General features: G+C 48.3%; 16 protein-coding genes and 6 tRNA genes. All 22 read left to right on the plus strand.

Annotated elements, in window-relative coordinates:
- Positions 1–78: 78 nt before the first annotated feature.
- A tRNA-Leu gene (locus HMPREF0721_RS02370) sits at positions 79–163 on the plus strand.
- A gap of 228 nt (positions 164–391) precedes the next feature.
- Complete coding sequence (locus tag HMPREF0721_RS02375; RefSeq protein ID WP_006597937.1) at positions 392–2,842, plus strand: hypothetical protein; 2,451 nt, start codon at positions 392–394, stop codon at positions 2,840–2,842.
- 41 nt (positions 2,843–2,883) lie between these two features.
- Positions 2,884–3,555 carry a response regulator transcription factor gene (locus tag HMPREF0721_RS02380; RefSeq protein WP_006597938.1) on the plus strand — a complete coding sequence of 224 codons (672 nt, stop codon included), beginning with the start codon at positions 2,884–2,886 and terminating at the stop codon, positions 3,553–3,555.
- Positions 3,548–4,852, plus strand: coding sequence for a sensor histidine kinase (locus HMPREF0721_RS02385; RefSeq protein WP_006597939.1), 1,305 nt, complete (start codon positions 3,548–3,550; stop codon positions 4,850–4,852). The genes HMPREF0721_RS02380 and HMPREF0721_RS02385 overlap by 8 nt, the downstream gene beginning before the upstream one ends.
- Positions 4,853–4,880: 28 nt before the next feature.
- Positions 4,881–7,091 (plus strand): ATP-dependent helicase, encoded by a 2,211-nt coding sequence (locus tag HMPREF0721_RS02390; protein WP_006597940.1) that lies wholly within the window; start codon positions 4,881–4,883, stop codon positions 7,089–7,091.
- Between the two features lie 15 nt (positions 7,092–7,106).
- The gene (ligA, locus tag HMPREF0721_RS02395) at positions 7,107–9,065 is read left to right on the plus strand and encodes an NAD-dependent DNA ligase LigA (protein WP_040639851.1); all 1,959 of its coding nucleotides are present in this window, start codon (positions 7,107–7,109) and stop codon (positions 9,063–9,065) included.
- 128 nt (positions 9,066–9,193) lie between these two features.
- Positions 9,194–9,481: an Asp-tRNA(Asn)/Glu-tRNA(Gln) amidotransferase subunit GatC gene (gene gatC, locus HMPREF0721_RS02400; protein WP_006597943.1), complete on the plus strand. Its 288-nt coding sequence runs from the start codon at positions 9,194–9,196 to the stop codon at positions 9,479–9,481.
- Between the two features lie 9 nt (positions 9,482–9,490).
- Entirely contained in the window at positions 9,491–10,942 is a 1,452-nt protein-coding gene (gatA, locus tag HMPREF0721_RS02405; RefSeq protein ID WP_006597944.1) for an Asp-tRNA(Asn)/Glu-tRNA(Gln) amidotransferase subunit GatA, read from the plus strand.
- A 15-nt stretch (positions 10,943–10,957) separates the two neighbouring features.
- A complete protein-coding gene (gene gatB, locus HMPREF0721_RS02410; RefSeq protein ID WP_006597945.1) occupies positions 10,958–12,400 on the plus strand; it encodes an Asp-tRNA(Asn)/Glu-tRNA(Gln) amidotransferase subunit GatB in 1,443 nt (480 codons plus the stop codon).
- On the plus strand, positions 12,400–13,143 hold the full coding sequence (rph, locus tag HMPREF0721_RS02415; RefSeq protein ID WP_006597946.1) for a ribonuclease PH: 744 nt from the start codon (positions 12,400–12,402) through the stop codon (positions 13,141–13,143). Before gatB ends, rph begins: the two co-directional genes overlap by 1 nt.
- A complete protein-coding gene (rdgB, locus tag HMPREF0721_RS02420) occupies positions 13,140–13,754 on the plus strand; it encodes an RdgB/HAM1 family non-canonical purine NTP pyrophosphatase (RefSeq protein ID WP_006597947.1) in 615 nt (204 codons plus the stop codon). Before rph ends, rdgB begins: the two co-directional genes overlap by 4 nt.
- Before the next feature lie 20 nt (positions 13,755–13,774).
- Positions 13,775–14,260 (plus strand): metallophosphoesterase family protein, encoded by a 486-nt coding sequence (locus HMPREF0721_RS02425; RefSeq protein WP_050786944.1) that lies wholly within the window; start codon positions 13,775–13,777, stop codon positions 14,258–14,260.
- A 40-nt stretch (positions 14,261–14,300) separates the two neighbouring features.
- Positions 14,301–14,885, plus strand: a complete 585-nt coding sequence (locus HMPREF0721_RS02430) for a Maf family protein (protein WP_006597949.1) — start codon at positions 14,301–14,303, stop codon at positions 14,883–14,885.
- Between the two features lie 96 nt (positions 14,886–14,981).
- Positions 14,982–15,055, plus strand: a tRNA-Gly gene (locus HMPREF0721_RS02435).
- Positions 15,056–15,064: 9 nt separating this feature from the next.
- Positions 15,065–15,141 (plus strand) — tRNA-Arg (locus tag HMPREF0721_RS02440).
- A gap of 18 nt (positions 15,142–15,159) precedes the next feature.
- Positions 15,160–15,235, plus strand: a tRNA-His gene (locus HMPREF0721_RS02445).
- A 6-nt stretch (positions 15,236–15,241) separates the two neighbouring features.
- Positions 15,242–15,317 (plus strand) — tRNA-Gln (locus tag HMPREF0721_RS02450).
- A 10-nt stretch (positions 15,318–15,327) separates the two neighbouring features.
- Positions 15,328–15,403 (plus strand) — tRNA-Lys (locus tag HMPREF0721_RS02455).
- A gap of 299 nt (positions 15,404–15,702) precedes the next feature.
- Positions 15,703–19,215 (plus strand): pyruvate:ferredoxin (flavodoxin) oxidoreductase, encoded by a 3,513-nt coding sequence (gene nifJ, locus HMPREF0721_RS02460; protein WP_040639852.1) that lies wholly within the window; start codon positions 15,703–15,705, stop codon positions 19,213–19,215.
- 190 nt (positions 19,216–19,405) lie between these two features.
- Positions 19,406–21,022, plus strand: a complete 1,617-nt coding sequence (gene rho / locus HMPREF0721_RS02465; RefSeq protein ID WP_006597952.1) for a transcription termination factor Rho — start codon at positions 19,406–19,408, stop codon at positions 21,020–21,022.
- Positions 21,023–21,117: 95 nt separating this feature from the next.
- The gene (rpmE, locus tag HMPREF0721_RS02470) at positions 21,118–21,327 is read left to right on the plus strand and encodes a 50S ribosomal protein L31 (RefSeq protein WP_006597953.1); all 210 of its coding nucleotides are present in this window, start codon (positions 21,118–21,120) and stop codon (positions 21,325–21,327) included.
- Between the two features lie 48 nt (positions 21,328–21,375).
- Positions 21,376–22,227, plus strand: coding sequence for a peptide chain release factor N(5)-glutamine methyltransferase (gene prmC, locus HMPREF0721_RS02475; protein WP_006597954.1), 852 nt, complete (start codon positions 21,376–21,378; stop codon positions 22,225–22,227).
- The last annotated feature ends 24 nt before the right edge of the window (positions 22,228–22,251 follow it).

Genomic DNA, 22,251 nt, shown 5'->3' on the forward strand with positions numbered 1-22,251 from the left:
TTGCGGCCGGCTTTTTTTTATGGTATTTTATATGGGCACGTTACAGACGAGTGCTTGTTCGCTCGAGTGACGTTGCCTGCGGATGTGGCGGAATTGGCAGACGCGCCAGACTTAGGATCTGGTATCTTTTGATGTGAAGGTTCGAGTCCTTTCATCCGCACCAATTGCAATATTTTACTGAATTTGCGTTAATGGCGCGAAGATCAGATTTTCATCCCTTATTAGGGGAACGATTATAAACTGCTCGGGCAAAGTTTCGGGCAGTTTTTTGTATGGTTTTAACAGCCAGGGTTTTAATCTTCAAAGGCGTTATGATAGAATAAATGCATTCCAAAGATGTCAGATTTCTGGAGAGCCAGAGATTTTTTAAGCGGGAAAGGAGCGATATCCAATGAAGAAGGATACCTGCGAAAGATGTGGAAAGGAATTGGGCGTTTTTGCCAGAACGTATCAGATTAATAAACCGCGGTTGAATATTCAATATGATTGCTTATGTTCGTCGTGTTATAAAACACTGACCCAGGGGATTGATCTGATGGAAAAAATGCGAGCCGACATGCTGACCACCCTTAAAAAGAATTATCGGGTTACAAAATTGGGATCGGTCGACATCGACACGTTAATTTTTCTGGCGGTTGCGGTTGTCCTGAAGTTTGCCCCTCGCTTCACGGCAAAGGACAACCCGTTATTTGTGACCTTTATTAATCGGGAAGAAGCAGATCCGGACTTTACCCGGGATTTGGCACGCATTGTGTATCGATTGCTTTCTTTTGGCTTTTCAGCCAATTTGGCAGATGCGGAATTGATGAGTTTTCCCAAATATTTCAACAATACAACGCTTTGGATCAAACAAATTCAGGCTAATTGTAGCGATACGGTGCCACGCGTTTGGGTCAATGCATTCTTATCGGCGCGTGGGATTGTTCTTCAGCAAATTGAGGGATCAAAAACCGTTGCGATTTCCTTTTCTTCGGATATGGAAATCCGGTATGCCACCAAACAACAGGAAGGCATTCAGGCGATTAATCTGACGTCGGTCAAATACGTGGATAAAGGGCTCGACGATGATAAATTTGTCAGTTTATACAGCAACGATGAAGTGCCCTTTAAAAAAGTCGTGCACATGATTGACAAATACAATGAACATTTAAAAGAACGGCACGAACGCAAACGGCGCACTGTGCTTAACATCCTGGGAGAGAAAGCGCGGTCGGATTTGCGGAAAATCCGTCCCAATGAACCTTTTTCTGCGATTCATATCGATTGTATTCTGCTTTGCATCGTCAAAAATCTTAAAAAGGCAGGGACGGTTCCCATTCTGGATTTGTATGATCCGTATGGGGTAACATTGGATCTTCTGGTGCGAGATTATTTGAGCAATTTTTTGACCTTGGGCATTCGGACCCGGGATGATATGGTGGACTATATTCGCAGCAATTGTTATTATGCGGATCATTTTAACGTTAAATTTGAAAAAAGAAAGCCAGAACCGGCCTGGGGGTTCTTCACCTCGCGGGGATATATTCTTTGCTTCAAGCGGAGCAAACGTGTGATGTTTATCTATCAGGATGCCTATCCCAATGACGTTTATTACCCGCTGAATGATTTGATTTATCAGGGGATGCGCTATATTCAACTGCCGACGGAAAATAACCAGAGTGAAACGGTCTCTGTTTATGAAACTTTTGAAGGACTGATTTTCTTTGGCAAGGATATTGAAACCATTGGAGAAATGGGGCAGTTCTTTTCAAAAAATAATCGTTATTTCCAGATGGACCGCTATGTGGCAGAGGAAAAACGCATTTATGCTGACCGAGAAGCGGTGATAGAAGTCAAGCGAATCTCCGATCACCTTTTCCGTGACTTTGGATACATTCCTTTCTGCCTGTACAGCGAGTGGGCAGCCATCCAAAAGGCGATCGGCGAAGATGACGCCTTGCTCAGTTATTTGATGGACACACAAAATGAGGGACAGCCGCGAGAACCGAGAAGCGAAACATCTTATACGGCCCGTATCGCCAGAGCTTTTGCCAAAGGCGGAAGGGATTTGATGCAGTCGCTCAAAATAAAGGATGAGTCCGTTGCGCGGGGGATTCTGTGGACGTATTTTGATAAGTCGCTAACGACGAATTTGTCCAGAGAATGGATTCGCCTCGGCGGTGACATCGTTCAAGATGGAGATTCTTTGGAACGCGCCTTTGATCGTTACGCCAGTCTCACAGAGCTTGATCCTGATAAAGCTTATTATCTGGGACTCTTCATTTATTATTTAATGGCTAAAAGGATTTTGCCAGATGACAGTTTCTTAGTGAATTACGATCGTGCTCTGCCGGTGTACATCCACTGCCATCGTAAAGTGGAATACGATCAGGGGGTGGACATGCCAGCGGCAATGTTTGAAAGCATTAAAGATAACTCAGAAGCGCATCGGGATTCGCAGGGGCGGGCCCGGACAGTCGGTGACGAACGTCAGAGTATTGATGATTGGGCGTTGACGCAGGCAGAGGCAGATGCCCGAGCGAAAGCTGAGAAACCCTATTCTGAAAAGATTACAGAGACACAAACGGTCACTAAAAAAGTACTCAATGACGAGGGTGAAATCGTCGAAGTGACGGAAGAAGTTACTGTGACGCCTTTGGAGATCGTGCCAGAAGGCGGTGAAACAAGTGAGGTGTCTGCCGTTGATACACAAGCGAATGATGCAAACGGGGAAGTGAAGAATGAGGCGGTGTCGGAATCCGATCCCGAGAAACCATTGGCAACAGACGAGAATCAACCGAATGACGCACGGCATCATTGGTGGCACGGCCGAAGAAAGAACAAAAAAGAATTAAACCAATAGATAATGGAACGATCAAATTAAAGCGTTGGCAGAGGGATAAGATGCGGGTATTATTAGTTGAAGATGAAGTCTCGTTGTCCGCGGCCTTGGCAAAGCTGCTGAAAAAAAACAAAATAGAAGTTGATGTGGCCAACGACGGGGCAAGCGGGAAACAGATGGCTGACCGTGATATTTACGATGTGATCGTCTTGGACATTATGCTGCCGGAAGTGGATGGCCTGACGGTTTTAAAGCACATTCGGCAGACTGGCAAAAAAGTTCCGGTTTTACTGTTGACGGCAAAAGATAGCACACAGGATAAAGTCAAAGGATTGAACATGGGCGCGGATGATTATGTGGTCAAGCCTTTTGAGACGGATGAATTAATTGCAAGAATTCGCGCACTGGGACGCCGCGCTGGAGAGCAGTATGCCGACAATGTGATTCAATATGCGGATCTTGTGCTCGACACAACCAGCGGGGAATTATCAATTGGGACCAAAAAAGTGCGTCTGACAGCAAAGGAATCTCAGATGCTGGAACTCTTCATCCTCAATCCGGAACAGACCATTGCGAAGAAAGCCCTTTTGGAACGCATCTGGGGCAATGACGGCAAAGCTGCTGAAAACTCGGTGGAAATTTATGTTCATTATCTGCGGAAGAAGCTATCAGGTGCGAAAGTGACCATTAAAACATTAAGGGGCATGGGATACGTGCTCAAAAGGGATGAATAAATTAACGAAGCTGCGTTTCAATCTGACATTGATTAACACCTTGGTCTTGATTGGTTTGACGGCATTGTCCGTTTTTATTATCAGTATCAGTTTGAATATGCGTCAGCAGTCGGAATTGAATGGCACGATGACGGCTTACGCCTCTCAGCTGGTTACCAATCTTGATGGCATCAGCCGGTATTCGAAGGATTCGTCGCAAATTCAAGCGCTGTCCCTTTTAAAAAAGAATTTGGAGAAAAACGACGCCGGCTATTTGGTGTGGGATGATACGTTCAACATTGCTGCAACAGCGTCTGTCGACGGAAATGTCAGTCGAAAGGCGCTCAAGCATTTAACGCAGCGTTATTTTAATGAGCATCATACCGGCTACTGGACCGTGGATTATCAGGAAAGAGGCGGGACCTATAAAATTTGCACCTGCAGTGTTGTCGACGCGAACGGACGGTTAGCCATTGTCCAGATTGTGCGCAACATGCGGGACGTTCAGACGCTTTCAAGCGTGACATTGACAGCCATTTTATTGGTGGTCGCTATTGGCTGCGGCATTTCACTGGCCGGCGGTTTCTTTTTATCCGGGCGCGCCCTTAAGCCGATTCGCGAAAACCTGGCGCGGCAGCAGGAGTTTTTAGCTAATGCATCGCATGAATTGCGAACACCGATCGCCGTGATTTTAACCAACCTCGAGGTGATTAAAGAAGATCGCGATCAGACCATCGCCGAAGAGATGCAATGGCTTGACAATGCCTATCAAGAGACGAAACGCATTCAGCGCATCGTCGAAGATTTAATGTTTTTGGCGCGGGTGGATGCAGGGGAAACCAGAATTGAAATGGAACGCATTGACCTCGCGTTTTTATCGCAGCAAGTCATTGAACGGATGCTGCCACTGGCGGCACAGAAAAATATCCTGCTGGATTGGGAAATGCCTGACGAAGCGCTCGTTGTCAGCGGCGATCGGGCCCTTTTAACACAGCTGATTGTGATTTTGTTGGATAATGCCATTAAATACAGCGGTGAAAACACCGTCGTGCGGCTGATTGGCCGTCGCAAAGACACGCAGGCGGCTTTGTCGGTAATAGATCGGGGTATCGGGATTGCCAAAAGTGATCAAAATAAGATTTTTAACCGATTTTATCGGGTGGATAAAACACGGTCTCGAGCGGTCGGGGGTACGGGCCTGGGTCTTTCGATAGCGGCTTGGATTGTGACGCAGTATCACGGGAAGATTTTGGTTGACAGTGAGGCAGGTCAGGGCACGACAATGACGGTTTTACTGCCTGTTGAAAAGGCAGAATAAAGGAAAGTTTTGAAAATTTGGAGGATGAATGGGTTTATTGGACGGATTAAACGAACAACAAAGAGAAGCGGCGCTTGCAACAGAAGGGCCGCTTTTGATATTGGCCGGCGCTGGCTCAGGCAAAACGCGGACGATCATTCACCGTATTGCCTATATTTTGGAACAAGGCTTAGCGTGGCCCTCTCAAATTTTGGCCATTACCTTTACCAATAAGGCGGCGGGGGAAATGAGGGATCGGATTGCGGCTATGGATATCCCGGAAACGAATCGCATTTGGATGTACACCTTTCATGCGATGTGCGCGCGGATTATGCGCATGCACGCAAAGCTTTTGGGTTACGGAGATAATTTTGTGATCTATGACACGGACGACCAGAAGCGGCTTTACAAGCAAATCGCCAAGGAATTGGATTTATCGGATAAGCAATATCCCTTTGGCTATGTGATTGGTGAAATTTCCGCAGCCAAGGAAAAGGGGATGCTTCCTAATGCCTTTGATAAATTGGCGGCCGGGGATTTCCGCTTGGAGAAGGTGGCTCTTTTTTATCATCGTTATCGGGAAGCGCTGATGCAAAACAATGCGATGGATTTTGACGATTTAATTCTCAACACGTTGATTTTGTTCAAGGAACAGCCGGAAATTCTCGCGGGCTATCAGCAGCGCTTTAAATATATTTTGGTGGATGAATATCAGGACACCAACCACAGTCAATACGAATTGGTGAACCTGCTGGCCGGTGGGCACCGCAACCTTTGTGTCTGCGGGGATGATGACCAATCGATTTATGGCTGGCGCGGCGCGGATATCCGCAATATCCTCGATTTTGAAAAAGATTATCCCGACGCGAAAGTCGTCAAGCTGGAAGAGAATTATCGTTCGACGCCGGTGATTCTTGAAGCGGCTAATGGAGTGATCGCCAACAATACCGGCCGAAAAGAAAAAAATTTATGGACGCACAACCCGGGAAGCGAAAAAATCGCTGTATCGGCTTACGATCAGGGCAATGAAGAGGCGGATGCCATCGCCGATGAAATTGAACGACTGCGACGGGATGAGGCGTTTACCTATGGCGATTGTGCGGTGCTTTACCGCACCAACGCCCAGTCGCGTTTGTTTGAAGAAGCTTTTATGCGGCGGACGATCCCTTATCAATTAGTGGGGGGAACGGGTTTTTATGCCCGGATGGAAGTCAAAGACATTGTGACTTATTTGCACGTGCTGCTCAATCCGGCGGATAACCTGGGCACAGTGCGCATCATTAACACGCCCAAGCGGGGGATCGGCGGCATGACGATTCAGAAGCTCCAGGATTTTGCTGATTTTAAAGGTTATAGTTTGATGGATGCGGTGCTCAATGTCGAAGCGGTGCCAACGCTTTCGGCGGGCATTCAAACCAAGGTGCGCCACTTTGCGGATATGATGCAGGAACTCATAGCCGCGGCAGCAGAGGAATCGGTGGCGGCCCTCATTAAACACGTAATTGACGCAACCGGCTACCTGACGATGCTTGAAATGGGCAAAGTGGAAAAAGCGGAAGCGCGCATTGAAAATTTGCAGGAACTGATTTCTTCAGCGGCAGATTTTGAAAAGAATTCTGATGACACGAGCTTGACCGCCTATCTGGAAACGGTAGCGTTGACCAGCGAAACGGATAAATACGAAACCGACGAAGGCAAGGTCCTCTTAATGACATTGCACAATGCGAAGGGGCTGGAATTTCCCGTGGTGTTTATGCCGGGAATGGAGGACGGGATTTTCCCCAACGCGCGTTCTTTTGATGATCCTGCCCAAATGGAGGAAGAACGGCGCATTTGCTATGTGGGGATTACCCGGGCAGAGAAAAAGCTTTATTTGTCTCACGCGTCAGAACGAACGGTATTTGGCAGACGTCAACCTCAGATTGCCTCACGGTTTTTGCGGGAGTTGCCGGCGGACTGCATCCACGAAGAGGAACATCGTTCCCGGGATGCGGTGATCAGTGAAGCGGGGAAGCGGGCGAATCAAACCTTTGGCCGCAGACCCAGTGCCTTTGGCGCCAACCTGACTTACGGTAAAAAGAAAAAAGCGGCGCCTGATATCGGCTCGGGGACGAATAATTATCAGCTTAGTGATAAAGTGAAGCATAAAAAATTTGGCGTCGGGACCATTGTTGAAGTAAAAGCACATCAGATTTCGGTGGCCTTTCCCGGTGTCGGCATTAAAAAGCTCGATCCTGGATTCGTGCTGCCGGCAGATTAAAATCAGAGGATGACCATGGCAGAATTAAGCATCAATCAGCAAATGGCCGATTTGATCGGGAAGATCAATGCGGCGTCAGAGGCATATTATGGCGGCAGAGAAGAGCTGATGTCCAACTATGAGTGGGATGCGCTTTTTGACGCATTGATCCGGCTTGAAAAAAAAGCTGGCTACGCCCTTCCCGATTCGCCAACCCAACGTGTCGGCACATCGTCATCGGAAGCCAGCGGCGAAAAAGTCGCGCACGAATATCCGATGCTGTCACTGGCGAAAACCAAAACCGTTGCCGACTTGGTGAAATGGGCCGACGGCCGGGATGTTTGGCTTTCGCTCAAGCTGGACGGACTCACTTTGGTGGCAACCTACGACGAAGGGCGGTTGAACCGGCTGGTGACTCGAGGCAACGGCAGCGTCGGCACAGACATCACCCATTTGGCCTCGGCCATTGACGGTGTGCCGATCCAAATATCGGAGCCGGGGCATTTGGTGATTCGCGGTGAGGCGTTGATCACCTATAAGGATTTTGAAACGTTTTTACTGGAGAGTGAAGAGACTTATGCCAATCCGCGCAATTTGGCGTCGGGGTCGCTGAGCTTAAAGGATATTGACGAAGTTAGGCGGCGGCACTTGCAGTGGATCCCTTTCACGCTGGTGCATCTTGATCGCGAGATGATCTCCTGGGGAGCGCGGATGGACTACCTTGCATCCTTGGGATTTCATCCGGTGGAGCGGGAACGCCTGCAAGCCGATACGTTGGGCGATGGCATTGCGCGCTGGAGTGAACAAATCAGCAAAGGCGCAATCCCCTATCCGGTAGACGGATTGGTGATGACTTATGACGACACGGATTATGCTCAGACAGGATCAGTGACCGGGCATCACGCGACACGCGCAGGATTGGCCTTTAAATGGCAAGACACATCGGCCGATTCAATTTTGACGGGGATTGAGTGGTCCTGTGCAGCGTCAACGATTACACCGGTGGCGATTTTTGAACCGGTGGCGCTCGAAGGTACGATCGTCAAGCGGGCGAGCCTGCACAATATCAGCGAGTGCCGGCGCCTGGGGATCGGCGGGGCTGGGACCAAGGTGACGGTGATTAAAGCGAATAAAATTATTCCGAAGGTCATTGCAGCAAAGGGTGAGGGTAATTTTGTCATTCCAGAGGCCTGCCCGGTTTGCAGCGCGCCGACAGCTGTAGCCGTATCGTCATCCGGCGCGGAGACACTGCATTGCTCCAATCCTGAATGCGCAGCCAAGCACTTGCAGAAATTCAATCGCTTTGTCAGCCGCTACGGGATGGATATCGATGGCTTGTCCATTCAAACGATGAATAAATTTATTAATCAGGGATTTATCAAAAGTTTTTCAGACATTTATCAGTTGGCGAAATATTTTGACGCCATTCGCGAGATGGATGGCTTTGGCGAAAAATCCGTGGCCAATTTGGCTGCGGCAATTGAAAAGAGCCGCCGGGTTAAACCGGAGAATTTGCTCTTTGCCTTGTGCATTCCAATGATCGGGGTGGATGCGGGCAAACGACTGATCAATGCCATCGGCCTTGAAGGCGTACTGAATCGATTAAACGCTAACGAAGACTTTGATGATATCGAAGGCATTGGCCCGGAAAAATCCGATTCGCTTCTGGCCTGGTACGCCGATGAGAAAAATGCATCGGATTTAACGCGGCTGCTGGCAGAACTTCAAGTCGATATGGAGGCGAAACAAAGGAACAGCGGTCGATGCGAAGGGCTGACTTTTGTGATCACTGGCAAGGTGCAGCATTATCAAAATCGAGATGCGTTTAAAGCTTATGTTGAGTCTCAAGGCGGGCATGTCAGCGGATCGGTTTCGAAAAAAACCGATTATCTGGTGAACAACGATGTGGAAAGCACTTCCGCAAAAAATCGAAGGGCCAGAGATCTGGGCGTTCCCATTATTTCTGAAGCCGAATTTGTTGAACGCTTCGCTTGAATAACGTTGTGCGAAGCAATTTTAAACGGGCATTTTGTGATTGGCGTTGAAAATGCCCGTAGGATCAACTATAATAAATCAATATGGCGAAACGAACTTATAAACTTTTACAATAAGGAGATATTACAATGAGCATTTCAAAGGAAGACGTCACCTATGTGGCGAATCTTGCCAGGCTGCGCTTTGATGGAGCGGCAACCGAGAAAATGGTGAAGGAGCTGGACAGCGTTTTGGACTACGTCAACACGCTGAATGAAGTCGATACGACAGATGTGGCCGCGACAGAGCATATTTTACCGGTGAAAAATGTGTATCGCAAGGATGAAATTGGCGAGTCCCTTCCTAATGAAGTGGCACTGGCCAATGCGCCGGATTCTGAAAATGGCTGTTTTAAAGTACCGAGAGTGTTGGAATAGGAGACGGACTTGGATATCACGCGATTAACCATTCACGAAACGCTGGATCTATTGAATCAGGGCGAATTGAGCGTTTTTGATGTGGCCCAGACTTACACGGATCGCATTAAAAGTCTTGATGGTCAATTAGATGCTTTTTTGCTCGACCACACCGCACAGGCACTCGAAGCCGCCAAAACAATGGACCAAAAAGGCAGAGGAAATGCGCCGTTGGCAGGCATTCCCTATGCGTTAAAAGACAACATCTGCACCAATGGTATCCGCACTACGGCGGCTTCCAAGATTTTGGGTAATTTTGTCCCGCCGTACAATGCCGATGTTTATAATAGGCTGAGTCAGTCTGGTGCGGTTATGCTGGGGAAAGTCAATATGGATGAATTTGCCATGGGTTCTTCCACAGAAAATTCTGCCTATCAAACGACTAAAAATCCCTGGGACTTTACCAAAGTGCCCGGCGGCTCATCCGGCGGCTCTGCTGTGGCGGTGGCTGCAGATATGGCGGCCTTTTCACTGGGATCTGACACCGGCGGCTCCATTCGCCAGCCGGCTTCGTTGTGTGGGGTGGTCGGTCTCAAGCCGACTTACGGTTTGGTGTCGCGTTATGGACTCATTGCCTTTGCATCATCGCTGGATCAGATCGGCCCCTTTACCAAAGATGTTGAAGATGCCGCAATCGTTCTGAACGCGATTGCCGGTCACGACACGAAAGATTCAACGTCGCTGAATATTCCTAAGAAGGATTATCTGGCCGGCTTAAAAGACGGTGTCCAAGGGATGAAAATTGGCGTGATGAAAAGCTCTTTCGATGATGGCGTTCAGCCGGAAGTACAAAAGGCGGTTAATGACGCGTTGGATGCGTACCGGGCAGCCGGGGCGGAAATTGTCGAGGTGGATTTCCATTATTTGAAGCAGGCGTTGGCGGTTTACTATATCATTGCTTGTGCAGAAGCGTCTTCCAATTTGGCGCGTTATGATGGCGTGCGTTACGGGGTTCGCGCGGAAGAATACACCGATTATATCGACATGTATTATCAGACGCGGACACAGGGTTTTGGTGAAGAAGTCAAGCGTCGGATCATGCTGGGAACTTATGCTCTTAGCTCCGGTTATTATGACGCCTATTATAAGAAAGCGATGCAGGTTCGTACGCTTATTGTTGAAGATTTCAAATCCGTTTTTGCGCAATGTGATGTGATGTTGACACCGACATCTGCCTCAACGGCTTTTGGCATCGGTGAAAAAATCGGTAATCCGCTGGATATGTATCTCAATGATATTTTCACGGTGCCGATGAACATCGCCGGAGTGCCGGGGATTTCGTTGCCGACGACTTTGGACGATGCCGGGCTGCCGATTGGCATCCAATTAGTGGGTCCAGTGCTCGGTGAAGACCGTATTTTAAAAGCAGCCCATGTTTTGGAAAGTGCCATGAATTTCCGGCAGTATCAGCCGCAGCTTTAAGGAAGGAGTCACGCAATGGAATACGATATTGTCATCGGAATGGAAATTCACGCCGAACTGCAGACGAAGACCAAGATCTTTTGCGCCTGTCCGACAAAGTTTGGAGATCCCGAAAACACACACACTTGCCCGGTTTGTCTGGGGATGCCCGGAGTATTGCCGGTTATTAACGAAAAAGTGATCGAATTTGCGACGAAGGCAGGTTTGGCACTCAATTGCAAAATCGCCAATTTCAGTAAGATGGATCGCAAGAATTATTTTTATCCGGATCTGCCGAAAGCCTATCAGACATCGCAGTTTGACAGGCCGTTGTGTCTGGGCGGATCGGTGGATATCAATGTGAGTGGGGAAACCAAACCCATTGGGATTACCCGAATTCACATTGAAGAAGATGCCGGGAAACTGCTGCACGAATCGGCGGACGGCACATTGATCGATGTGAACCGTTGCGGCGTACCGTTGATTGAAATCGTCAGTGAACCGGATATGACGGGACCGGAAGAGGCTCGGGCTTTTGCTGAAAAGGTGCGCAACACCTTGGAATATACCGGCGTATCTGATTGTAAGATGGAAGAAGGGTCCATTCGTTTTGACGTGAACCTGTCGGTTAAGCCCAAGGGCAGCGATGAGCTGGGAACGCGAACCGAAATGAAAAACCTGAATTCTTTCCGCGCCTTGGAAAGAGCGGTGCGCTATGAAAGTAAGCGGCAGATCATTGAGCTCAAAAAAGGCCATCGGATCATTCAGGAAACGCGGAAATGGGATGATGCCAAGGGCGTCAGTTCATCCATGCGTTCCAAAGAAGATGCCCAGGATTATCGCTATTTTCCGGAACCGGATCTGGTGCCGATTGTCATTACCGACGAACAAATCGCCCAGGTAAAATCCGAACTGCCGGAATTGCCGGAAGTGAAAAAGGCACGTTACGTATCGGATTATGGTTTGCCGGAATATGATGCGGAAGTTCTCACCACATCGAAGGAGACCGCGCGCTTTTTTGAAGAGACAGTCGCGATCCTTAATGAACCTAAGCAGATTTCTAACTGGCTCATGGTGGATATCCCCGCCCATTTAAAAGAAAAGGAACTCACCATGGCGACGATTCCCTTTGCGGCGAAAGATCTGGCCGAGCTGATCGCCATGATTACCGACAATACCATCTCTGGGAAAATCGCTAAAAAGGTGATGGATCAAATGTTTGAAGGCGGCGAAACATCGCCGAAGGCCATCGTTGAAGCAAACAATTGGGCACAGATGAGCGATACCGGCGCGCTGACGGATGTGGTGGCTCGGGTCATCGCCGACAACCCGAAATCCATTGCGGATATTGCCGCCGGCAATAAAAAGGCTTACGGATTTTTGACCGGGCAGGTGATGAAGGCGACCAAGGGCCAGGCTAATCCGCAAATGGCCAATCAGATCATCCGGGGACTGGTCGAAAAAGCATTGAAGGGTTGATGCGATTCATGACAGAACAATTTAAAAGACAGGATGGCCGGTTTTATAATGAAGGCCGCCCGACGCAGGTGATGCGGCATTTTACCAAACATGCACATGGATCTGTGCTCATGGCCGTCGGGGATACCAAAGTGATTTGCACGGCCATGTGTGAAGAGACAGTCCCCGGATTTATGCGCGGCGAAGGCCGGGGATGGGTGACGGCTGAATATAGCATGCTGCCCAGTGCGACAGAAACGCGCAAGCGGCGAGACCGAAACGGCAAGACGGATGGACGCTCGGTGGAAATTCAGCGGTTGATTGGCCGAAGCCTCCGAGCGGTGATGGATATGGAAACTCTGGGCGAGCGCACGATCCGTATCGACTGTGATGTGATCCAGGCCGATGGCGGCACCAGAACCACCGCCATCACCGGGGCTTTCATTGCCCTTTGGGATTGCGTGGCGTCACTTTTGGATAGCGGCATGATCGAAAAGAATCCGATTCGCGGTTTTGTCGCGGCGACGTCCGTTGGCGTCTGGCAAGGCACACCGATTTTGGATTTATGTTATCTTGAAGATTCCCACGCAGAAGTGGATATGAATTTGGTGATGACAGACGATGGCCGTATCATTGAAATCCAGGGAACCGGCGAGGCCCGTCCGTTTACCCGGGATGAGTTCGATCGGTTAATGGCATTGGGGCAGGACGGCATTGCGCATTTGATTGCAGTGCAGAAGGATGTTTTGGGGATACGCGAATGAGCAAACAAAAGATTATTTTAGCGACCAGCAATCCGCACAAAGCCATTGAAATTCACGATATGCTGGACGGCGCGTATGAAGTTCTAACGATGGCAGATGCCGGCATCGATGTGGAAATTATTGAAGACGGTGCGACTTTTGAAGAAAATGCCCTGATAAAAGTACGCACTATTCGGCCGTATGTCAAAGATGCCGACGCCATTTTAATGGCAGATGATTCTGGGTTGTGCGTGGATGCTTTGGACGGTGCGCCGGGAATTTTTTCGGCGCGTTATGCCGGCGAGAACGTTACTTATGCCGATAATAACCGCAAATTGCTAAAGGCATTGGTCGGTGTGCCGGCGGGAAAACGCGGAGCACAATTTGTATGTGCCGTGGCTTTGATTTTCCCGGATGGCGAGAAATGGACCGGTCGCGGCATTGTCGAAGGGCGGATTGCTGCAGCGCTCCAGGGGGATGGCGGCTTTGGCTATGATCCGCTTTTCATTGCGAAAGAGAGTGGCCGCGCCTATGCCCAGATGAGTGAAGCTGAAAAAAATGCCATTTCGCATCGTGCACGAGCGATGGCGTTGGCGAAGGAAAAAATGGCAGAGAAGCTGCGAATTCGCTAAAGTAAAGAAGGATGGCGTCAATGAAACGGATAGGAGTCGTCTCGGATAGTCACGGCAATATCATGAATCTCCAGAATGCGGTTTTAGCGATGGGTGAAGTCGATGCGATTTTTCATTTGGGAGATTATGTGCGCGATGCTAAAAAAATCAATGTGTGGAGCAAGGTGCCGGTTTATTGGATTCGTGGCAATTGCGACATGGGGGATTCGGAAGGGGTTGAATTGGCCAAAATTAAAATAGCGGGAAAGACCATCATGGCCTGTCACGGCCATCTTTTTGGTGTCAAGCAGGATCTTGCACCTTTGCTATGCCGCGGCATGGAAGAGAAAGTTGACGCTGTATTGTTTGGACATACCCATCATACTTTCATCGGCGAGGAAGAAGGTATTTTGCTTTTGAATCCCGGGGCACTCATTGGCGGACATTACAGTGATGCGCCGAGCTACGCCATCGTGACGATTGATCGGGACGAAATAGCCGGTGAGATCCATTCGCTGAATCAATAAAACCTGCGGTGATTTGAAAAATAGATAGAGGATAGTGCTTATGCGAATCATTTTGGCCTCGGCTTCTCCCAGACGGTTGGAATTATTGCGAATGATCGGCTTTAAGCCCGAAGTGCGGCCTTCAAGAGTTGAAGAAATGACGATTTCCGATTTGCCCGAGGAGATGGTATGTGAGTTGGCGGAAAAGAAAGCGCATGCTGTCGTCGAAACCCTGATTGGTGAAGTGAAACAAGAAACGATCGTTATTGGGGCAGATACTTTGGTGTCTTTGGATGGCCGCGCGTTGGGGAAACCCCAAACAAAGGCAGAGGCTATCGATATGCTGCATGCCTATTCGAATCGGGCGCATTTCGTTTGGACGGGCGTGAGTGTCTGGCGTTTGGGAGAAAATCTGGAGCATATGACTTTTTCAGAGAAAACGAAAGTTTATGTTTATCCAATGACGGATGTGGAAATTGAACGCTATGTGGCAGAAAATCATCCGATGGATAAGGCCGGCGCATACGGCATTCAAGGCTCCTTTTCAGCCTTTGTTTCCGGAATTGAAGGGGATTATTTTAATGTGGTGGGATTGCCGATTGGCCATGTGTATCAAGCGATTAAAAAGCTGACAAATTTGAAATGATTTCGTGAAAAATATGTTGACAAAGAGATTCTTTATCAGTATAATAAATCCTGTTCTTTACGAGAGAATGTGAGTGCCAGCTGGCTAAAGGCATTTGCGGGTGTAGCTCAGTGGTAGAGCCCTGGCCTTCCAAGCCAGTCGCGAGGGTCCGATTCCCTTCACCCGCTCCATTATTTTATGCGCCAATAGCTCAGTTGGATAGAGCAACGGCCTTCTAAGCCGTGTGCCCGGGGTTCGAATCCCTGTTGGCGCGCCATTTCTCTCTCAAATTGTGGTGGATGTAGTTCAGTTGGTAGAGCGCCAGATTGTGGTTCTGGTTGTCGGGGGTTCGAGTCCCTTCATCCACCCCATTTCTTAGGGGTATGGCCAAGTGGTTAAGGCACCAGACTTTGACTCTGGAATTCGCAGGTTCGACTCCTGCTACCCCTGCCATCAATTAAATGATCCATTAGCTCAGTTGGCAGAGCACCTGACTTTTAATCAGGGTGTCCGGGGTTCAAATCCCCGATGGATCACCATCTTTTTCGAAAAAACAAATCGCTTCGGCGATTTTTTTATTGCCATTTTGAGCGCGAGCGTATGCAGATTGCTTCAACTATTATGTGGAAAATGGTCGAAATCACACCGCTATCAATACGTTTTCATCAAAAAGATAATTTTTTGTACAATTATAAAGAGTTGCCAAAAGTTAACATAATCAAAAATATATCCAAATTTACAACTGTACAAAATTGTCCAATATGGTATAATATTTTGCAATAAATACTTTTTAAAGAGTGTTTGATTGTTTATTTTATAATTCATGAAGGAGGATTATATGTCCAAACAAATGATGACGATGGATGGTAATCAGGCTGCTGCACACGTAGCATACGCCTTTACCGAAGTCGCGGGTATTTTCCCAATTACACCTTCATCGCCAATGGCAGAGCATGTCGATGCTTGGTCAGCTGCGGGAAGAAAGAACATTTTTGATGAAACGGTTAAAGTGTCCGAACTGGAATCCGAAGGTGGCGCTGCCGGGACGGTTCACGGTTCACTTCAGGCTGGTGCATTGACAACAACTTTTACGGCTTCGCAGGGGTTGCTGTTGATGATTCCGAACATGTACAAAATTGCCGGCGAACTGCTTCCGGGTGTTTTTCACGTTTCTGCGCGTACTTTAGCAGCACAGTCACTGTGTATCTTTGGGGATCAGGGCGATGTGATGGCTTGCCGCCAAACCGGGTTTGCTCTGCTGGCCTCCGGGTCCGTTCAGGAAGTCATGGATATTGGCGGAGTTGCTCACTTGGCAGCTATCAAGTCCAGAATTCCGTTCCTCCACTTCTTCGACGGCTTCAGAACTTCGCACGAAATTCAGAAAGTCGAAGTCATGGATTATGATTTCTTTAAAGATAACGTTGATTGGGATGCGATTCAGGCCTTCCGCGATCGTGCTTTAAATCCAGAACATCCGGTCACCCGCGGTACTGCTCAAAACGGCGATATTTTCTTCCAGTCTCGTGAAGCGTCAAACAGTTTTTACGATGCCGTTCCGGAAATTGTTGAAGATTATCTTCAGAAGATTTCTGAATACACCGGTCGCGAATATCATTTGTTCAACTATTACGGGTCACCGGATGCAGACCGCATCACTATTGCGATGGGTTCCATCACCGATACGATCGAAGAAACCATTGACTATTTAATGGCGAAAGGCGAAAAAGTCGGCGTGGTGAAAGTTCACCTCTACAGACCGTTCGCTAAAGATTATCTGCTTAAGATGATTCCAAAGACCGTTAAAACCATTACGGTGATGGACCGCACCAAAGAACCGGGGGCTTTGGGGAATCCGTTGTACGAAGATGTGGTGACATCCTTCTACGCAGAAAAGGAACAGCCGAAGATTCTGGGCTGCATTTATGGTTTGGGTTCCAAGGACACGACTTCCAGTGATGTTAAAGCCGTTTATGACAACATGAACGAAGCGGAACCGATGGATCAGTTCACTTTGGCCATTGTTGACGATCTGACGTACAGAAGTTTGGAAACCAAGGAAGAAATCAACACGATTCCGGAAGGCACCACATCCTGTAAATTCTGGGGATTGGGTTCTGACGGGACCGTTGGCGCCAACAAATCGGCGATTAAGATTATCGGGGATAACACCGATCTTTATGCTCAGGGTTATTTCGATTATGACTCGAAGAAATCTGGCGGGATTACCTGTTCGCATCTGCGTTTCGGTAAAAAACCGATCAAATCGCCTTATCTGATCAACCAGGCAGATTTTATCTCCTGTTCGACAGAATCCTATGTCCATCAGTATGATTTGTTGGACGGCTTGAAAAAAGGTGGTACTTTCCTGCTGAACACCGTTTGGACACCGGAACAGATCAATGAAGAACTGCCGGCTTCCATGAAACGCTATATCGCTCAGAATGATATTCAGTTCTATACGATCAATGCGACCAAAGCGGCAGAAGATATCGGCCTCGGCCGCAGAACCAACATGATCCTGCAGGCGGCCTTTTTCAAACTGGCAAAGATCCTGCCGATTGAAGATGCTGTGAAGTTTTCCAAGGCTTCTATCAAAAAGACTTATGGCAACAAGGGCGAAGCCATTGTTGAAATGAACTACAAAGCAGTTGACGCCGGGGTTGATCCGACGATTCTGAAACAATTTGATGTGCCGGCGGATTGGGCCACCGCAGAAGATAATGCGGCGATCGTTGATACGGATCCGAAATTCATCAAAGAAGTGGTTCGTCCGATTGGTAAATTTGTTGGGACGACAATTCCGGTTTCCGCCTTTGAAGGCAGAGAAGATGGGACTTGGGATGCCGGGACCGCGGCATATGAAAAACGCGGCATTGCTGTCAATGTTCCGAGATGGGATATCAGCAAATGTATCCAGTGTAACCAGTGTTCATTTGTCTGTCCGCATGCGGCTATTCGTCCGGTTCTCTTAACCGAAGAAGAAAAAGCAGCGGCGCCGGCTGGCTTCGAAACGAAGAAAGCCATGGGCAAGCCATTGGCTGGTCTGGAATATCGTATCCAGGTCGACGTGATGGACTGCACGGGCTGCGGCAACTGTGTTGATGCTTGTATTGCAAAGGAAAAAGCTCTTTCTCTCGTTCCGATCCACGAAGAAATGCATCAGGTTGAAAATTGGGATTACGCGGTGACGGTTCCGGTCAAAGACGACAAGATGGATAAATACTCTGTCAAAGGCAGTCAATTCCAGCAGCCGTTGCTTGAATTCTCCGGCGCTTGCGCAGGTTGCGGTGAAACACCGTACATCAAGACCATTACCCAGCTTTACGGCGACCGCATGATGATTGCCAATGCGACCGGCTGTTCCTCGATTTGGGGTGCTTCTGCTCCGGCTTCGCCCTATTGCACCAATGCGAAAGGTCAAGGCCCGACATTCGCCAACTCCTTGTTTGAAGACAATGCCGAATATGGTTATGGGATGCTGCAGGGGACAAAAGCTATTCGCAACACCATCGCCAGTTATCTGACACAGATTAAAGCGGCTGCACCGGCCGATTTGGCAGAAGCCATTGACGCCTGGATCGCTGGGAAAGATGATGGGGATGCTTCCAAGGCGGCTACGCCTCCATTGAAAGCGGCACTTGAAAACTTTAACGCACCGGCAGAGTTGGCCGACAAATATAAATTTGTCATGAGCAATCAGGATCACCTGGTCAAAAAATCTGTTTGGATTATCGGCGGTGACGGCTGGGCCTATGATATTGGCTTCGGCGGCTTGGATCACGTCTTGGCTTCGAAGGAAGATATCAATGTTTTCGTGCTTGATACCGAAGTTTATTCTAATACCGGTGGTCAGGCATCTAAATCCACACCGACAGCAGCGATTGCACAATTTGCGGCTTCCGGCGAACGGGTTAAGAAAAAAGACCTCGGCATGATTGCTGCGACTTATGGCTATGTTTATGTCGCTCAGGTGGCCATCGGCGCCGATAAGAACCAGTTCATGAAGGTATTGAAGGAAGCTGAAGCTTATAAGGGACCATCCCTGATCATCGGTTATGCGCCTTGCATTAACCATGGGATCAAAGGCGGCATGGGCAAGACCCCGAGTCATCAGAAAGCAGCTGTTGATTGTGGCTATTGGCATCTGTATCATTTCAATCCGGAAGATGAACATCCTTTCCATTTGGATTCCAAGAAGCCTGACTTCGATAAATTCCAAGACTTCATTATGTCGGAAGTGCGTTATAACTCGTTGCGCCGTGGTTTCCCGGAAATCGCGGAAGACCTGTACAAACAGACTCAGGAAGAAGCGATCTCTCGTTACGAAGGTTACGTCAAACGCAACGCTTAAACGCAGATTGAACAATCAAATACATTCAAAGAGACTCCTAACGGGGTCTCTTTTTTATGCGTGGGTACGTTTTGACAGTTTGTCATTTTTTTGATACACTTCAAAACATGTTTATCAATTTTCTGTGATTTTTTCTTTCAATTTTTTCGGTAATGATCATCAATCGTTTCACGCATTTCGGAGGTTTTTCTTGAATTTAAATCAAATGACGGTTTCTGAATTAAAACAACTTGCCGCATCGCTGAATATTCCGCTAAAGGGTCGGGTTCTTAAAAAGGAATTGATCGAGCAAATTCAAGCGCTGCAACAGGCGACGGATTCGGCAGATCAAAAAGAAGCCGAGCCGATTGAGACAAAAAGAACATCTCGAGAAAAAGAATCGCGGCGGCTGGGACGTTATAAATTAAACGATAATATTGAAGAGGCTGTCGTTTATGAAGGAGCAGTGCGCGTTTTGCCGGAGGGCTACGGCATTATTGACCGGCAAAATGAGCTCGGTATTTATGTGTCGGCCTCACAGATTCAGAAATTCCGCATTGAAACCGGCGATGTGCTCGGAGGCCGTGTGCGCGCGCCTAAGCCTGGAGAAAAATACGCGGCCATGCTCTTTTTGGATCGCGTCAACGGCAAACGAACGGCCGACCTCATCAAAAAAATGGAAAAGCTAATGGCCTCCAATGCGGTGGCGGATGAGGCGCGTTATCAGAAAAGTCAGTCCGGCATTTTGGATATTACGGCCGATGGCTACGGTTTTTTGCGCACAAAGGATTTTTTGCCGGGAGAACAGGATATTTATGTTGCGGCGAATGTGATACGTCGATATCAGCTGCGCACGGGGGATAAAATTGAAGGGCATGTGCGCAAATCCGGCGAAAATGATCGTTACGACGCATTGCTTTACGTCGAAAAGGTAAACGGTGATTTGCCGGAGACTGTGACGCACCGGCCCCATTTCGTGCGCTTGACACCGATTTTTCCCAACGAGCGGATTAACCTTGAAACGCCGGTGGAATCCATGGCGGCTCGGATCATCGATCTCTTTGCCCCCATCGGCCGAGGACAGCGGGGGTTGATTGTGGCACCGCCCAAGGCCGGGAAAACGACATTGCTTAAGATAATTGCGAACGGCATTCGAACCAATGCCCCCGAAATGGAGCTCATTGTGCTTTTGGTCGACGAACGGCCGGAAGAAGTGACTGATATGCAACGTTCGGTCGACGCTGATATTGTGTCTTCCACCTTTGATGAACCGGTAATGAAGCATTTGCAGGCGGCGGAGATGGTGTTGGCCCGCGGACAGCGCCTGGTGGAGCAGGGGAAGAATGTGGTGATTCTTGTGGATAGTCTGACACGATTGGCCCGCAGCAATAATTTGGTGATTGAGCCCTCGGGGCGAACGCTGACCGGGGGGCTGGATCCGGAGAGTTTGTATTTCCCAAAGAAATTTTTCGGGGCAGCGCGCAATATTGAAAATGGCGGGAGTTTGACAATTCTGGCAACAGCGTTGATTGACACCGGCAGCCGAATGGATGATATTATTTATGAAGAGTTTAAAGGAACGGGCAATATGGAATTAACGCTCAGTCGCGATCTGGCAGAGCGGCATATCTTTCCAGCCATTGATATTCGCCGCAGCGGTACCCGCCGAGACGATTTATTGTTAAGCCGGCAGGAAGAACAAATTGCTGTGCAGCTGCGCAAAGCCTATGCCAAGGATTCAGTAGTGACTTTTGCAGAAAAAATGACAACATTGCTTGAGCACACACCGAATAATGCAGCGTTGATTCAGCGATTTAATCGTGAGTAGAGCTTGCAATTCCAGTATTGGTTTGTTATAATAACACCGCTGAAATCCAATCAAAGCGCTTTGATTTCGAATAAACGACGAAAGAGGTGAATACGATGAAAGAAGGCATCCACCCGAATTATGGGAAGTCTGTCGTGAAATGTGCTTGTGGCAATACTTTTGAAACAGGTTCTGTCAAGTCGGAACTGCGTGTTGAAATTTGTTCTGCCTGCCATCCGTTCTTTACGGGGAAGCAGAAGCTGGTTGACTCCGGCGGACGCGTCGAACGCTTCAATAAAAAATATGCGAAAGCACTCAAAAAATAAGTCGGTATTCCGACTTATTTTTTATTTATGAAAGGATAAGGAGGCGAAATGGCATCAGAGCAAAAAATAACCATTCAAGATGCATTGACAGCAGGTGCTCAGAAACTGCGGTCAGCAGGTCTGGAACAATCGCGTTTTGAAGCGGAGGTTCTGCTGGCGGCGATGATGCATCAGGAACGGCTGTATTTTTTAATGCATCCGGAAATTCCATTATCTTCAGAGCAGATCCGTGCATTTGCCAATGCGATCAAACGCCGTTCTGCCCACGAGCCTTCGGCGATGATCACTGGCCATCGGGAGTTTATGGGCTTGGATTTCGATGTTAACGCTCATGTGTTGATTCCGCGTCCGGATACGGAAAATATTGTTGAAACGGCGTTGGCATGGATTTCCAAAAGATCGCGGCCCGAGGTTTTAGATCTTTGCTGCGGATCGGGGGCCATCGGAATCGCATTAAAGAATTGTTGCCCGAATATTCAGTTATGGCTGTCAGATATTTCCAAAGAAGCCTTGGCCATTGCTAAAAGCAATGCACAAAAACATCATATAGAGGCACAATTGATTTTGGGTGATTTGTTTGAAGGCCTGCTTCCAGGGCAGCGCTTCGATATGATTGTGACGAATCCGCCCTATATCCCTACAGATGAAATTGCCGATTTATCACCTGACATCAAAAACTATGAACCCCGTGTGGCATTAGATGGCGGCGAGGATGGTTATGATTTTTACAAGCGATTATTTGCATCGGTTCATGATCACCTGAAAGAGCAGGGGTATTTGGTTTTAGAATGCGGCTGGAATCAAGCAGATACTTTAATCGACATGGCGCACTCCTTTTCGCATATCGAACGCATTTACGATTTGGCTGGATTTGCTCGGGGCCTCGTTTGCGGCAAATAAAAAGAAAAATTGAAGAATTAAGCT

Source organism: Pseudoramibacter alactolyticus ATCC 23263 (assembly GCF_000185505.1).
Classification (GTDB): Bacteria; Bacillota; Clostridia; order Eubacteriales; family Eubacteriaceae; genus Pseudoramibacter; species Pseudoramibacter alactolyticus.